Origin of the sequence: Streptomyces rishiriensis, from assembly GCF_030815485.1 — a bacterium.
GTDB classification, from domain to species: Bacteria; Actinomycetota; Actinomycetes; order Streptomycetales; family Streptomycetaceae; genus Streptomyces; species Streptomyces rishiriensis_A.
The window spans coordinates 8,194,696-8,208,515 of the sequence record NZ_JAUSWV010000002.1; the positions used below are offsets into that span (position 1 = coordinate 8,194,696).

The following is a 13,820-nucleotide window of genomic DNA, read 5'->3' on the forward strand; positions in this document are numbered from 1 at the left end:
GCGGCGACCGGGCCTTTCACTCCGGGCCGGTCGCTCCGGGCGTGGCGGACGCGGGTGCCTGGAAGCAGGCGGTCACGCTCTTGCCGCGGGGGCAGGGATAGGCCTCCCACTTGTCGGCGAGGGCGTCGATCAGCAGCAGCCCGCGCCCTCCTGGCGCGCTGTGGCCCGGGTCGCGCTGTTCGGGCAGCCGGGGCGAGGCGTCATGCACGGTGACGTGCAAGCACTTCTCGTCCCAGGTGAGGATCAGCTGTGCCGCGCTGTGGGCGTGCACGTGGGCGTTGGTGACCAGCTCGGACACCGCCAGCACGATCGAATCCACCAGGTCCGGTGCGCTCCGCGTCCAGCCGATCGAGGCCACATGCGCACGCGTCCACTCCCGGGCGACCTTCACCCCGCTGCTCACGGGCAGCGAACGCGCCCATCCCACGGCTTTCAACGGTGAGTCCTTCGCCATTCCGTCTCCTCGGGCCGACCAGCGGGTCCGTGTCCCGACTGCCCAGAAACCCCAGGCCCACGCCGGACGCGAGGAACCCGCACGGCGTGCGCGGGCGCATCCCGGTCCGGAAGGGAGGTCCGCAAGGCAGGCGGACGGTTTCCGGCAGCGCGCCCGTCGGCCGTCCCGTGGTGTCCGCTGCCGTCCATGGTGGGGACGGCGGCGACGGGAGAGGCGGCGGAGCGCCGGACGTGTACGGGGTCACGCTGGATGCCCAGCTGGACAGGGCGTTCGAGGCTACGCGGGGCCCGGGGGGAGATGGACGGTCATGATCAGGTGGCAGGGTTCGGTGCCCGAGCCGCGGTAGGTGTGCGCGCGGTCGGCGTCGAAGGCGGCGGTCTGCCCGGCCTCGACGGGATGCGCGGCGCCGTCCACGACGAGCACCATTCGTCCGGCGGTGACGCTGACGGTCTCCACGACGCCGGCCTGGTGAGGGTGGCTGGGGTACTCCTCGCCGGGTTCCAGCGTCCATCGCCAGACCTCGGTGGCCGCGGGGCCGCCGGTGGTCAGCATCAGCCGGGCCTCGCTACCGCGCTCACCCTTCCACAGGGGCATGACGGCGTCGGCGCTCACCACCCGGACGCGTTCTTCGGGGCTGCCTTCCATCAGTGCGGAGACGGAGACGCCGAGGGTGTCGGCGAGGCGGACCAGGGTGGCGAAGTTCGGGTTGCCCTGCGCCTTCTCCAGGGCGACCAGGGCGCCCTTGCTGACCTTGGCGCGTCGGCCGAGTTCGTCCAGCGACAGGCCGGCGCGGGTACGGGCCGCGCGGACGTTGTGCGAGAGCGTCCGCAGCGCCGCCTCGGTCTCGGCCATCGCTACCACCCTTTCGGTCAGCGGATCAGCGCACTGCACCGTGCGGTCGTTCGGTTGACGACTTCCGGTCGGTGCGTTGTACGGTGTAGTCGTTCCATTGATAGTAAGGGATGTCCCGTGATCGCTCTGCTGCTGGCCCTGGGCAACTCCCTGGCCTACGGATGCGCCGACTTCCTCGGCGGCCTCGGCGCCAGGAAGGCCCACGTCCCGCGCACCGCCCGGCCGGTCCCAGGTGCTCGCAAGGAGCCCGGCATGTTCATCCCCCCGGGACGCCGCCCTGGACGCGCCCACCGCCGCACAGCAGTTACGTCGCCTGGACCGCATCGGCACCTGGAAGCCGTGACCCCGCCACCCAGCCCACTTGGAAGCCGTGACCCCGCCACCCAGCCCCCTTCACCGGAACGGATCCCCCTCGCGATGACCACCTTCCGCCTCGGCGCCGCCGTCGCCGACGCCTTCCCCGACACCCTCATCGCCGTCGTCATCGCCACCGGCCTGCGCGGCCGCGAAGCCTGGCCCGCCACCGCCGCCGTCCAGGAAGACCTGGAGCAGCGGCTCGCCGCCGGAACCTGGGCCCCCGCCGACGAGAGCGACCCGCGTATCGAGGCATGGCACAGCGCCTACCGCTCCTTCGGCACCAACCCCCGCCGCATCCGCCCCAGCGTCGATGCCCTCGGCCGCCGCCTGGCGAAGAAGGGCTCCCTGCCCCGGATCAACCCGGCCGTCGACTCCTACAACGCCGTCTCCGTCCGCCATGGCCTGCCGGCCGGAGCCTTCGACCTCGACCGCGTCACCGGCGACGTCGAGATCCGCTACGCCGACGGCGGCGAGACCTTCACTCCGCTCGGCGAGCCCGACACCGCCGAGAACCCCAAGGCCGGGGAGATCATCTACACCGACACCACCGACGTCCTCACCCGTCACTGGAACCACCGCGACGCCCACCGCACCCGCGTCACCGAAGACTCCACCCACGTCGCCTTCGTCCTCGAGACCCTGCACGCCACTCGCGACGGCCACCTTCTCAAGACCGCCGCCGGCGAACTGCGGGACCTGCTCACCGAGCACTCCACCCACAGCGCCGTCCGCCACCTCAGCCCCGCACACCCGCAGGTCACCCTCTGACACCGCGCTGAGTCCGGGCCGAGCCCCGTGCTGACGCAAGCGGATCAGCACCCTTCTCCGGCTGCCGACGCCGACGGGCCTGCTGGGTCCGCTTCGTTCCCCCCGCGGTGATACACGGCTGAGCAGCACAGCGGGGACGGCGCCGAGCTCACTCGGCGGCACCGCCCTCGGTGGCCTGGGAAAGGCAGCGGGTCACCGAGCTGCTTCAGCCGATCGCAGTCGACATCGCCCTGACTTCCCCTCAGGAAGCCGGCGACAGCCGACTACGTGAGCGCACCGGTAGCGAGGCCGTCACACGTCGGCCGCGTAGCGCAGACCGTGGCCGAAGGGGTAGAGCGGGTCGGTGCTCTCCTGGGGCACGTCGGGGCGTCCGGTTTCGACCTCGGCCATGGAGCGGGGGAGCTGGAACGGCAGCGAGCCCTCCGGCGCCGACCGGCCGAACAGCAGGTCGAGCAGGGCGCGGTCGCCGGTGCCGTACACGGCGAGCAGCGCCGCCGAGCGGTCGGCGATCTCGGGGATGACGGCCGGGCGTTCCAGATGGATCGCCACGACGGTGGGCACGGCGTCGAGCAGGCGGAGGATCTCCTTGAGGCGGTCCTCGGGGAAGTCGAGACGGCCGGCGTGGAAGAAGGACTCGAACAGACCGGGCCGGGGTTCGTACGGCGTGGTCAGGCGCAGCACCGCGAAGTCGGCGTCGGCGGGGTCGGCGACGACGTCGGCGTACTCGGCGGCCGTCGCCGGATCGACGCCCTCGACGTACAGACGTGGCCTGCCGGACAGGGGCAGCGGGCCGCTCTTGAGCAGGGTGGCCGAGCGGCGCTGGGCGACCTCCCCCGCGGCGTGGAAGTCGGCGCGGCCGACCGTCTCCTCGGCGGCGTCGGGATCGACGTAGCGCCGCTCGTCGAACAGGCCCAGGCGGAACTTCTCACCGAGCAGCCGGACCACGGAGGCGTCGAGCCGCGACTCCTCGAGCCGGCCCGTGCGCACCAGGTCCACGATCAGGTCGGAGCAGGACTCGCCGCCGACCTGGTCCGCGCCCGCGTGCAGGATCCTCAACAGCCGTTCGGCGGGGGAGAGGTCCTCCACGCCCCAGGCCCGGGCCAGGTGCGGTTCGCCCATGACCAGCTGGTCGGTGACGAGTCCCCAGTCGGTGCAGACGATGCCCTCGAAGCCCAGCGTTTCGCGCAGCAGGCCGGTGATGATGCCGCGGTTGAAGCCGAAGCCGACCTCCTCGTGCCCGGTTCCGACGGGCATGCCGTAGTACGGCATGACCTGGGTGGCGCCGGCGGCGATGGCGGCCTTGAAGGGCTGGAGGTGGTAGTCGAAGAGGCCGCCGGGGTAGATCTGCTCCTTGCCGTAGGGAAAGTGCGGGTCCTCGCCGTCCTTCTGCGGTCCGCCTCCGGGGAAGTGCTTGACCATCGCGGCGACGCTGTCGGCGCCGAGGCCGTCGCCCGGCCCCCTCAGTCCCTCGATGTAGGCGGCGACGAGTCGCGACGTCAGGTCGGCGTCCTCGCCGAACGTGCCCGAGCCGCGCGCCCAGCGGGGCTCGGTCGCCAGGTCGATCTGCGGGTGCAGGGCGACGCGCAGGCCGACGGCCAGGTACTCGCGGCGCACGGTGTCCGCGTACCGCCGTACGAGGTCGGCGTCGCCGACGGCGGCGAGGCCCAGCGACTCCGGCCACTGGGAGAACGGGCCGGCCAGCATCGCGGTGCCCGGGTTGTCGGTGAAGGCGTGGCGGGGGTCGGTGGAGAGGGTGACCGGAATGCCGAGACGCGTGTCGGCGGCCAGCTGCTGGAGATGGTTGTGCAGGTCGGCCATCTCGCGCGGACTACCGGCTCCGAGCAGGTTGAAGTGCGTCATCAGGCTCTCGGACATCATCTGCTCGGCGGTGCGCCCGGCGGGTGCGGGCCGCTCGCCGATGCCGATGGCGTGGTGGAAGAGCAGCCCGGCCTTCTCGTCGACGGTCATGCGCGCCAGCAGGTCGTTCACGCGCTCGGCGACGCTGTTGCGGGGGTCCTGGTACGGGTGGGTCACTGCGTGCTCCATGGGTGGGGGATCGCGGGTGGCGGAGGGGTGCCGGTCGGCGAAGGGCCGGGGTCGGCGGCCGGCCGAGGGCAGGTCGCGGAGTTCGGGGCGCGAAAGTCAGGGCGCGGAGCCCCCGATGAGGGCAGGAACGCGAACGCGCCCTCCGCGCCCTTGCGGCCGTGGGTCACGTCTGCGGCTGCCGCCGGGGCAGCGGGGTGTGGAAGGTGTGCCGTCCGGGTCCCGCGGTCACGGGTTCGGCGCCCGGCAGCTCGACGAGGGCGGAGGTGTCCGGGGGCACGAGCAGGTCCACCAGCAGCAGGCCGCCCTCGACGCGCCAGTCGGTCTCGGCCCTGCCGTACGGAGTCTCGTGGGCGGCGCGGGCCCAGGTGAGGCCACCGCCCGGCCGGGGACGGACCAGGAGCCGGCGGTAGCCGGGCTCGGCGGGCGCCAGACCGGCGACGGTGCGGTGCATCCAGTCGGCGACGGCTCCGAGCGCGTAGTGGTTGAACGAGGTCATCTCGCCGGCATTGACGCTGCCGTCGGGAAGCATGCTGTCCCAGCGCTCCCAGACGGTCGTGGCGCCCATGTCGACCTGGTACAGCCAGGACGGGCAGGAGCGCTGCGTCAGCAGCCCGAAAGCGGTGTCCACGTGACCGGTGTCGGTCAGCGCGTCGCACACCAGCGGGGTGCCGAGGAACCCCGTGCCGATGCGGTGCCCTCCCGCGGCCACGAGGTCCGCCAGCCGCCGTCCGGCCTCGGCGCGTTCGGCGTCGCCGTCCAGCAGCCGGAAGCACAGCGCGAGGGCGTACGCGGTCTGGGTCTCCTGCGCGAGCTGCCCGCCACCGGTGTGGAAACGGTCCCGGAAGGCGTCGCGGACCGAGTCGGCCAGTGCGTGGTAGTGCTCGGCGTCGTCCTTCTCCTCCAGCACCTGGGCGGTGCGGGCCAGCAGTCGGGCCGAGTGCGCGAAGTAGGCGGTGGCCACCAGGTCGGAGGAGGTCGTCGACCGTCCGGGGTCGTCGGCGGGCGCGGCCGGGTCCAGCCAATCGCCGAACTGGAAGCCCTCGCCCCAGACGCGGCCGTCTCCGGCGATGCGGTCGACCGCGTCGACCCAGCCGCGCATCGAGGCGTACTGGGCGCGCAGGACCTCGGTGTCGCCGTAGCGCTCGTACAGCACCCAGGGGACGATCACGGCCGCGTCGCACCATCCGGCCATCGGCGGATTGCCCGCCGGGATGGGGACGGGAGCGATCACCGGGATGTCGGGAGTGAACACCGGCGGGACGCCCCGCTCGTCGTCGCCCTGGTCGGCGGCCAGATCGCGCAGCCAGGAGCGCAGGAAGGCGCGGACGTCGTACAGGAACGCCGCGGTGGGGGCGAAGACCTGCACGTCGCCGGTCCAGCCGAGCCGCTCGTCGCGCTGCGGACAGTCGGTGGGCACGTCGAGGAAGTTGCCGCGCATCCCCCGCACCACGTTCTCGTGCAGCCGGTTCAGCGAGGCGTCGGAGCAGGAGAACCAGCCGGTGGGGCGCAGGTCGCTGTGCAGGACCACGGCGGTGAGGTCGGCCGGGTCCAGGTCTCCGGGCAGACCGTCGATCTCGGCGTAGCGGAAGCCGTGGAAGGTGAAACGGGGCTCCCACACCTCGCCGTCCGCGTCACCGCGCAGGGTGTAGCGGTCCGTCGCGGTGGCGTGCCGGAGCGGACGGGTGCACAGCTCGCCGTCCTCCAGGACCTCCGCGTGCCGCAGCGTGACGGTTCGGCCCGCCTCGCCCCGGACACGGACACGCAGCCGGCCGACCAGGTTCCGGCCGAAGTCGACGAGGGTGCGGCCGGTGGGGGAGGAGGTGACGGCGACGGGGGCGACCGACTCGATGCGGCGCACCGGCGGGCTGTCGGCCTCGAAGAGCACGCGGGTGTCGAACGGCAGGAGTCGCACCGGCTCCCAGGCCGAGTCGTCGAAGCCGGGCCTGCTCCACCCGGCCTGCTCGCGCCGGGCGTCGTACTCCTCGCCCTCGTACAGCCCGGCCGCCGTCACGGGCCCGGGGCTCCAGCGCCAGTCCCCGTCCGTGGTGACGGTGTGCGCGGTCCCGTCGGTGTACTCGATGTGCAGCTCGGCGAGCAGGCCGGTGTCCTCGCCGTAGATGTTCCGGGTGCCGCCGTTGAAGCCGAGCAGCCCCCGGTACCAGCCGTCCGCCAGGTGCGCGCCCCAGGCGTTGGCCCCGTCGTGGACCAGGCCCGTGACGTCGAAGACCTGGTAGCGGTGGCGGTGGTGGTAGCTCGTCCAGCCGGGGGCGAGGACGTGGTCGCCCACCACGGCGCCGTTGAGTTCCAGCTCGTACACGCCGAGCGCGGTGACGGAGAGCCGGGCCGCCACGACCGTGCCCCGCACGGTGAACTCGCCGCGCAGCAGAGCGGCCGGGCGGACCGTGGTGGCGGACGGCTGCGCCGGTCGGGAGGGGGAGATGACGCGGGCGGTCCAGGGGTGGGGCATGTCGAGTCCTCGGCGCCGCGGGGCGGGGTGTCGGGGGCGGGTGGGGTCGGTGGAACGCGGATGAGCAGGCTCGATCATGCGCGCCAATACCTAGTGAACGCTAGGTGTTCGCCTGTATGAGGTGAATCACATGCGCGTGCGGACATGGGTGTACAGGCGCCAGGTGCGGGGACGGACGCGCAGGCAGGGGCGGGCGGGCGCGGCGCGTAGACGTTCAGGCACGGCGTGCGGGCGTGCGGGCGTTGGGGTGCGCAACGGGGCGCGGGCGGTTCAGGCGCGGGCGTGCCGGCGTTCAGGCAAGAGCCTGTGGGTGTGCGGGCGCGGGCGCGGCTGTGCGGGTGTTGCGGTCGGGCGTCGGCGTCGGAGTTGTCGAGCAGCCGAGGGCATGACACGCGCAAGGCCGGTGTGGTGCACCGGCCTTGCGTCGCGGGGGTGTGCGGCCTTGCGTCGTGTCGTTGCGCGGGGGCTCGGTCTGGGCTGCTACAGCCCCTGTCCGTCGGCGGATATGCAGCGCATCAGACGGTCCAGGTGAGCGTGCATCACCGGGATGAGGTCGAAGGAGCGGCCGGAGGCGAGCCATTGCTGGCGCAGGCCGGCGTCGAGGGCGGCGCATTCGCGGGCGATGCCGTCGTGGTCCAGGTCGGGCAGGAGCTCGCCGCGCCGGCTTCCGGCGCGCAGTCGCTCCGTGAGCTCCTTCACGCCCTTCTCCTGCCAGTGCGCGAAGAAGTCGTGGGCCGGATGGTCCGGCGCGGTCGCCTCGGCGGAGACCACCACGGCGAGCTCCACCATGCCTGGCATGGTGAGCGTCTCGGCGGTGTCCTCCACATGGCAGCGGAACGCGTCCCGGACCGACTCCGACACGCGCTGCCACTGGGTGTCCATGCGGTCGTGCCAGTGCTCGACCACGGCCAGCAGGAGCTGCTGCTTGTCGCGGAAGTGGTGCAGCAGTCCGGCGTCGGTGATCTCGGCGTCCCGGGCGATCCGGGCGAGAGAGGTCTTGCGGTAGCCGTCCTGGCCGAAGCGCAGCAGAGCCGCCTCGAGGATCTGGGTGCGCCGGGCCCGGCCTGCCGTGTAGCCGCCGCGCGGCCCCCTGGGTGTCGCCATGGAGGAAACGGTACCGGGGTGCCGTGAGGCGTCCGCGACGGACAGGGAGCACCGGTCGGCGTGTGACATGGGTCACTCTCCCAACACCTAGTAAGCACTAGGTGTTCGGGTCATCATCGACGTCACGCGACGACGGATTGCCACGCTGTCACCTCCCGGTGAGCGACGTGCAACGGCGGGTTCGATCCTCCGCGCACCCCCACATCTGCTCTCACTCCCTTCGGCACCTCCGTGAAAGGAGGGCTGGCATGACACCGACGTCGCCAAGCCCCTCGCTCGACATCGCGCCCCCTGCCGAGGCCGGCGGACGCTGGAACCTCCGCCTGGTCGCGATACTGATCGCGCTCGCCTGGCCCACCCAGTTGCTGGCCGCGGGCGGAATCCTCGGCGCCAACGCGACCGCGAGCGTCGCGCAGAGCTTCCACACCACCCAGGTGGCGTGGTTCGGGCTCACGCTCACCCTCGTGTCCACCCTGCTGACGCCGTTCGCCATCAAACTGGGCGACCTGTACGGCAGGAAGCGCGTCATGCTCGCCATGATGGCGCTGGGAGCGGGCGGGGAGGCGCTGGCCGCCCTGGCCGGGGACTTCTGGCTGGTGCTGGTCGGGCGGGCGATCGCCGGGTTCTACGGCCCGTTCGGCGCCCTCTCCTTCGCCGCGGTGCGCGACATCTTCCCGCGCCGGCTGGTCAAGTCGGCCAGCGGCATGATCGGCAGCAGCGTCGGACTGGTCGCCCTGGGCACTCCGTTCCTCGCGGGCCGGCTCGTCGACCAGTGGGGCTACCGCGGTGCGCTGTGGTTCCTCGCCGCCGCCACGGCCGTCGCGTTCCTGCTGGTCGCCCTGCTGGTGCCGGAGACGCCACGCCACGCCTTCGACCCGGGCTTCGACTGGGTGGGCGGTCTGGTGCTCGGCGGCGGTCTCACCGCCGTGATCTACGCCGTCGGCCAGGGCCCGAGCTGGGGCTGGACGGACGGCCGGACGCTCGGCTGGCTCGGGGCCGGAGCCGCCGCCCTGATCGCGTTCCTGTTCGTCGAACGGGCCAGTGCCCACCCCATCCTCGACCTGGGGGTGCTGCGCCGCCGGGCGGTGGCCCTGGCGCTCACCGCCGGAGGTCTCGCCCAGACGGTCGCGTTCACCATGCCGGGACTGGCCATTCTGCTCGCCCTCTTCCCGCACATCCCCGGTGTCTCGGCCGGCCTGGGATGGACGGCGCAGCACAACGCCGTGGTCAGCGTGAGCTGGAACCTGGTGATGTTCGGGACGGGCATTCTCGTCAGCCGCTTCCTGCGCAGCCTCGACCCCCGCAAGGTCTGGATCGCGGGACTGACGGTGATGGCCCTCGGATACACGCTCGTCGGCTTCTTCCACGGAGACGAGCTGGAGCTCTCCCTGACGTCCTGCATCGCCAACATCGGCGCCGGTGTCGTGGTGGCGGGGGCCCCGGTGCTCGTGGTCGGCGTCGTCTCCCGCGAGGAACAGGGGCTGGGCAGCGGCATGCTCAACATGCTGATCAGTCTCTTCGGCGCCATCGTCACCGCCGGCGCATACGCCCTCCTCGGCGCCCACAGCACCGTGGTCGACGGCACCGCCTTCTACCAGGACGCCGGCTACGCCTGGGTGTTCTGGCTCGGCGCCCTCGTCACCCTCCTGGCCCTCGTGCTCTCCCTGTTCATCCCGCCGCTGCGCGATCCCGAGAACGACGACGCGGCGGCCGGGGTCGAAACGGCCGTCTGAGCGGGCCGGGCGCCCCGCCCCGCCCCTGCCCTCCCGGCCGCCGACTCCTCCCGGCCGCCGACCGACCACCGGAGAGTCCCGTCGTGCAGCTTCCCGTCCGTCCGGTCATCCCCGGATTCCATCCCGACCCCAGCGTCTGCCGTGTGGGAGACGTGTACTACCTCGCCAACTCCAGTTTCGAGTACGCGCCGGGCGTGCCGATCCACCGGTCGACCGACCTGCGCACCTGGGAGCACATCGGCCACGCGCTGGACCGGCCGTCGCAGCTGCCGCTGGAGGGGGTCTCGGCCTCGGGCGGAGTCCTGGCGCCCACCCTTCGTCATCACGACGGCCGCTTCTGGATGATCAGCACCCTGCTGGCGGCCGAGCCGAGGATGTTCCTGGTCACCGCCGACGACGCGGCCGGCCCCTGGTCGGAGCCGGTGTGGATCCCCGACGCGCCGGGCATCGACCCCGACCTCGCCTGGGACGACGACGGCGCCTGCCTGCTGACCTGGACCCGCTTCGGCGAGGGGATCGTGCAGGCCGTACTCGATCCGCGGACCGGCGCCCTGCTCACCGAACGGCGGCGGCTGTGGCAGGGGACGGGCGGCAAGTTCCCCGAAGGCCCCCACCTCTACCGCGTCGGCGCGCTGTGGTATCTGATCGTCGCCGAGGGCGGCACCGAACGCGGCCACGCCGTGACCATCGCCCGGGGGCCCTCACCGGCCGGGCCCTTCGAAGCGTGCCCGGACAACCCGATCCTCACCGCCCGTGGCAGCGACGCTCCGGTCCAGAGCACCGGTCACGCCGACCTCGTAGAGCGTCCCGACGGCACGTGGGCGATGGTCTACCTGGGCGTGCGGCCGCGCGGCAGCAGCCCCGAGTGGCATGTGCTCGGCCGCGAGACCTTCGCCTGCGAGGTGCGCTGGAGCGAGGGCTGGCCCAGCACCGCCGGACCGATCCAGCCGGACGCCGCTCCGGAGCTCACCGAGCACCTCACGGAAGCAGGGCAGCCCCTGCCGCCGTCCTGGGTGGCGCCGGGGAGGTTCCCGGCCGACGTGCTGAAGGCGGCGGACCACGGTCGGCGACTGACCGCGACGGACGGTCCGGCCTTCGTGGGCCGCCGCCAGGAGCACCTCTACCTGCGGGCGCGGGCCGCGATGGTGGTGCACGAAGAGGCCGGGGGACCCGCGGCGCCCGGGCGATCCGGCGGATCCGGGGGTCTGGAGCTGCGGATCGACGCCTTGCACGCCGTAGGGGTCGAAGTGGCGGACGGCCGGGTGCGTGCCGTCGCCCGGATCGGCGCGGCGCAAGCGGTCCTGGGCGAAGCCGCAGCCACCGGGGAGACGGTCCTCGAACTGCGCGTCGTACCGCACGGCGCCGCCACGCCCTTCGGCACCGACATGGGGCCCGACGAGGTCGTGGCCGGCACTTCCGGCCCGGACGGATTCCGTGAGCTCGGCCGTATCGACGGCCGGTACTTCTCGACCGAGGTCGCCGCGGGCATGACGGGCCGGACGGTCGGACTCGTCTGCTCCGAGGGGGAGGTGGTGTTCCGGTCGTTCACCTACAGCGGAGCCGACGACCCGCGGGCACTGGACGGACCGTGAGAGCGTTCCGCCTTCGGGGAAGGCGGAGGACGAGCGGAGGTTCCGAGGGAGGAATCCGACATGAGCGAGCTCAGCACCGCCGAATCCGTCCGTACCACTCCTGAAGGCCTCCTCTGGGAGCCCAGCCCGCGCTGGGTCCGGGGTCGCAAGGGCGGGTGCACCGTCGTCGACAGCCGGCATCCCGTTCTCGTCTGGGAGCCCGGAGTGCCGGTGCCGTTGTACGCCTTCCCGCGCGAGGACGTGCGTACGGATTTGCTGCGGCCGGCGAAGAACCCGCCGGCCGACGCCCACACGGGGTCGCAGGTGTTCTACGACCTCGAAGCGGACGGCGAGCTGCTGGAGAACGCGGCCTGGACCTTCCCCGCCGAGGACCTGGCCGCGTACATCGCCTTCGAGTGGTTCCGGCGCACGGGCAGCGGACTCGACCACTGGTACGAAGAAGAGGAGGAGATCTTCGTCCACCCCCGCGACCCGCACAAACGGGTCGACGCCCTGCCCAGCAGCCGACACGTGCGGGTCGAGATCGACGGCACGGTCGTCGCCGACACCCGCCGCCCGGTCCTCCTCTTCGAGACCGGCCTGCCCACCCGCTACTACCTCCCCCGCGAGGACGTCCGTCTCGACCTCTTCACCCCCACCGGCCACCGCACCCGCTGCCCGTACAAGGGCACCGCCGTGTACTGGTCCTGGACGGGCGAGGCGGACGTGCCCTCCGACGTCGTGTGGAGCTATCCCGCCCCGCTGCCCGCCGTGGCCGTGATCGGCGAGCTGCTCGCCTTCTACGGCGAGGCGGTCGACATCACCGTGGACGGCGAACGCCTCGAACGCCCCGTCACCCCCTTCACGCATACCCTGTTGTCCCGCCCGGCGCACTGACGGCGTCGTCGAACGGGAGCGGAGATGGTGGAGATGACGACGAAGGTGGGCGTCACCGGCGCAGTCCCGCCCGCCGCTGAGCAGGAGGCGGGTTCTCGGTGCCGCCGTCGCGCTGGCCGACGAGGGCGGGGTCGACGCGCTGAGCATGCGCAACCTCGCCCAGGCGCTCGGCGTCGTGCCGATGGCGCTCTACAAGCACGTGGCCAACAAGAACGAGTCGCTGGACGGCATGATCGACGTCCTCATGGCCGAGATCGATCCACCGGCCGAAGGCAGCGACTGGAAGTCCACCGTGCGCGGGCGGGTGCTGTCGGCCCGCGGCATGCTGCTGCGCCATCCGTGGGCGCCCGCGGTCATCGAGTCGCGGACGAAGGCGCGGACCACCCCGCCCCCCGCGGTGATGGCGTACCTCGACTCGATGATCGGCGTTTTCCGGGCCGGCGGGTTCTCGGTCCACCCGGTCCATCACGCGCTGCATTTCATGGGCAGCCGCGGCGGCCCCTACCGCGGTCGCCGGTTCACCCCGTGACGGGTCCCTGAGAAGGTGTCACGCCGTCGGGCGACTCCAGGAAGCGGAGCAGCACGGCGGCCTCCGCGCGGAGCCGCGCGGCTCGGTCGGCGTGCGCGGGCGCGGTCAACTGCGCCGCGACCTCGAGGCGTTCGTCGGCCTCGGCGCGGACGACAGCCACCACACTCTGCTCGCTCAGCTCCCGCCGCGCCGCTTCGGTGGCGCCGGCGCCGACCGGCGACTGCTCAAGGGCCGAGCCGCGGAGCTTCGCGTCGTCCAAGGGCACCGCCTCGGCGTTGTCCAGTGCACCGAGTGTGGCGCGCAGAGCGCTCACCGCGGCCTTGTCACGGGCGCGCATCGCTTCCGGCAGTGCCTGGCGCATACGAAGACGTAGAGACATGCCGGTGACCTTATGGCGGCACCCCTGAACCCACAACGCGATAGAGGTGCGGGCACCGGGCGGACCGACGGAAGAGCGCGAGGCCGGCCCGGATCGCTAGTCGCCCGGGTCGAAGTCCGCGGCGTCGGGCCAGTCCGGGCCGTCCGGCGGGCCGGCTCCCTCGTGGCTCGTGCGGACCGACGGGGCGAGGGCCGTCACGGCGACGAGGCCGGCGAACGAGGCCAGCAGCAGCGCCGACGCCGCACCGAGCACGGCCTCCATCGGGCGCCCGGTCCGGCCCAGTGCGCCCAGGGGGAACAGGGCGGGGGGTATGAGGACGACTCCGCTGAGGCAGGCGGCGGACACCGTCACGCTCTGGTGATCGTCCACGAGCTGCGCCGACCCGGCCGCCGCTCCGGGCCACAGGACCCCCAGCACCGAGAGGGCTTCGAAGACGAGACAGACCAGGTGAAGCGCGAAGACGTGACCGGGCGTCGCCCCCTGCCGGAGGAGGTACCAGACCCCCGCCAGAGCACAGAGCCAGTACGCCGCACCGGACCCCACCACCCACGCCCGGCGGGACACGCCGTGCCGGAGCAGGTACGCGACTCCCGCGTGCGCGCGTCCCCTCAGATCCTCGACCCTGGCGTGCATGCGTCCCCCGCTTCGTCAGCCACCCGGTAC

The 13,820-nt window shown here is 72.6% G+C and carries 11 protein-coding genes and 1 pseudogene; 5 read left to right on the forward strand and 7 right to left on the reverse strand.

The window, feature by feature from the left end; translation table 11 throughout:
* Nucleotides 1-16: 16 nt before the first annotated feature.
* Both QF030_RS38620 and QF030_RS38625 read right to left on the reverse strand, forming a co-directional pair.
* The gene (locus QF030_RS38620) at nucleotides 17-454 is read right to left on the reverse strand and encodes an ATP-binding protein (protein WP_307167219.1); all 438 of its coding nucleotides are present in this window, start codon (nucleotides 452-454) and stop codon (nucleotides 17-19) included.
* Between the two features lie 276 nt (nucleotides 455-730).
* Nucleotides 731-1,306 (reverse strand): helix-turn-helix domain-containing protein, encoded by a 576-nt coding sequence (locus QF030_RS38625; RefSeq protein WP_307167220.1) that lies wholly within the window; start codon nucleotides 1,304-1,306, stop codon nucleotides 731-733.
* Nucleotides 1,307-1,723: 417 nt separating this feature from the next.
* Here QF030_RS38625 and QF030_RS38630 point away from each other — a divergent pair, with 417 nt between their 5' ends.
* Nucleotides 1,724-2,431 carry a B3/B4 domain-containing protein gene (locus QF030_RS38630; protein WP_307167221.1) on the forward strand — a complete coding sequence of 236 codons (708 nt, stop codon included), beginning with the start codon at nucleotides 1,724-1,726 and terminating at the stop codon, nucleotides 2,429-2,431.
* Nucleotides 2,432-2,722: 291 nt separating this feature from the next.
* On the opposite strand, the gene QF030_RS38635 is transcribed toward QF030_RS38630, so the two are convergent.
* From QF030_RS38635 to QF030_RS38645, 3 genes are all read right to left on the reverse strand, one after another.
* The gene (locus QF030_RS38635) at nucleotides 2,723-4,477 is read right to left on the reverse strand and encodes a glycoside hydrolase family 3 protein (RefSeq protein WP_307167222.1); all 1,755 of its coding nucleotides are present in this window, start codon (nucleotides 4,475-4,477) and stop codon (nucleotides 2,723-2,725) included.
* Nucleotides 4,478-4,640: 163 nt separating this feature from the next.
* Nucleotides 4,641-6,944 (reverse strand): alpha-L-rhamnosidase, encoded by a 2,304-nt coding sequence (locus QF030_RS38640; RefSeq protein WP_307167223.1) that lies wholly within the window; start codon nucleotides 6,942-6,944, stop codon nucleotides 4,641-4,643.
* 480 nt (nucleotides 6,945-7,424) lie between these two features.
* Nucleotides 7,425-8,048, reverse strand: a complete 624-nt coding sequence (locus QF030_RS38645; protein ID WP_307167224.1) for a TetR/AcrR family transcriptional regulator — start codon at nucleotides 8,046-8,048, stop codon at nucleotides 7,425-7,427.
* Between the two features lie 248 nt (nucleotides 8,049-8,296).
* Between QF030_RS38645 and QF030_RS38650 the strand changes: the two genes are divergently transcribed.
* From QF030_RS38650 to QF030_RS38665, 4 genes and pseudogenes are all read left to right on the forward strand, one after another.
* Nucleotides 8,297-9,781: an MFS transporter gene (locus QF030_RS38650; protein WP_307167225.1), complete on the forward strand. Its 1,485-nt coding sequence runs from the start codon at nucleotides 8,297-8,299 to the stop codon at nucleotides 9,779-9,781.
* Nucleotides 9,782-9,864: 83 nt separating this feature from the next.
* Nucleotides 9,865-11,373 carry a glycoside hydrolase family 43 protein gene (locus tag QF030_RS38655; RefSeq protein ID WP_307167226.1) on the forward strand — a complete coding sequence of 503 codons (1,509 nt, stop codon included), beginning with the start codon at nucleotides 9,865-9,867 and terminating at the stop codon, nucleotides 11,371-11,373.
* 60 nt (nucleotides 11,374-11,433) lie between these two features.
* Nucleotides 11,434-12,249: a DUF427 domain-containing protein gene (locus QF030_RS38660; RefSeq protein WP_307167227.1), complete on the forward strand. Its 816-nt coding sequence runs from the start codon at nucleotides 11,434-11,436 to the stop codon at nucleotides 12,247-12,249.
* A gap of 24 nt (nucleotides 12,250-12,273) precedes the next feature.
* Nucleotides 12,274-12,742: pseudogene (locus QF030_RS38665) on the forward strand (TetR/AcrR family transcriptional regulator); the annotation flags it as partial.
* A gap of 25 nt (nucleotides 12,743-12,767) precedes the next feature.
* Here QF030_RS38665 and QF030_RS38670 read toward each other — a convergent pair.
* Both QF030_RS38670 and QF030_RS38675 read right to left on the reverse strand, forming a co-directional pair.
* Nucleotides 12,768-13,115 carry a hypothetical protein gene (locus tag QF030_RS38670; protein WP_307167842.1) on the reverse strand — a complete coding sequence of 116 codons (348 nt, stop codon included), beginning with the start codon at nucleotides 13,113-13,115 and terminating at the stop codon, nucleotides 12,768-12,770.
* A 138-nt stretch (nucleotides 13,116-13,253) separates the two neighbouring features.
* Nucleotides 13,254-13,790 carry a hypothetical protein gene (locus QF030_RS38675; protein ID WP_307167228.1) on the reverse strand — a complete coding sequence of 179 codons (537 nt, stop codon included), beginning with the start codon at nucleotides 13,788-13,790 and terminating at the stop codon, nucleotides 13,254-13,256.
* Between the last annotated feature and the right edge of the window lie 30 nt (nucleotides 13,791-13,820).

What these genes read in the sequence shown, in the direction of transcription:
- QF030_RS38635 (WP_307167222.1), bottom strand. Translation starts at nt 4,477, where the DNA reads ATGGAGCACGCAGTGACCCACCCGTACCAGGACCCCCGCAACAGCGTC.
- QF030_RS38620 (WP_307167219.1), bottom strand. Translation starts at nt 454, where the DNA reads ATGGCGAAGGACTCACCGTTGAAAGCCGTGGGATGGGCGCGTTCGCTG.
- QF030_RS38670 (WP_307167842.1), bottom strand. Translation starts at nt 13,115, where the DNA reads ATGCGCGCCCGTGACAAGGCCGCGGTGAGCGCTCTGCGCGCCACACTC.
- QF030_RS38625 (WP_307167220.1), bottom strand. Translation starts at nt 1,306, where the DNA reads ATGGCCGAGACCGAGGCGGCGCTGCGGACGCTCTCGCACAACGTCCGC.
- QF030_RS38675 (WP_307167228.1), bottom strand. Translation starts at nt 13,790, where the DNA reads ATGCACGCCAGGGTCGAGGATCTGAGGGGACGCGCGCACGCGGGAGTC.
- QF030_RS38650 (WP_307167225.1), top strand. Translation starts at nt 8,297, where the DNA reads ATGACACCGACGTCGCCAAGCCCCTCGCTCGACATCGCGCCCCCTGCC.
- QF030_RS38645 (WP_307167224.1), bottom strand. Translation starts at nt 8,048, where the DNA reads ATGGCGACACCCAGGGGGCCGCGCGGCGGCTACACGGCAGGCCGGGCC.
- QF030_RS38660 (WP_307167227.1), top strand. Translation starts at nt 11,434, where the DNA reads ATGAGCGAGCTCAGCACCGCCGAATCCGTCCGTACCACTCCTGAAGGC.
- QF030_RS38630 (WP_307167221.1), top strand. Translation starts at nt 1,724, where the DNA reads ATGACCACCTTCCGCCTCGGCGCCGCCGTCGCCGACGCCTTCCCCGAC.
- QF030_RS38640 (WP_307167223.1), bottom strand. Translation starts at nt 6,944, where the DNA reads ATGCCCCACCCCTGGACCGCCCGCGTCATCTCCCCCTCCCGACCGGCG.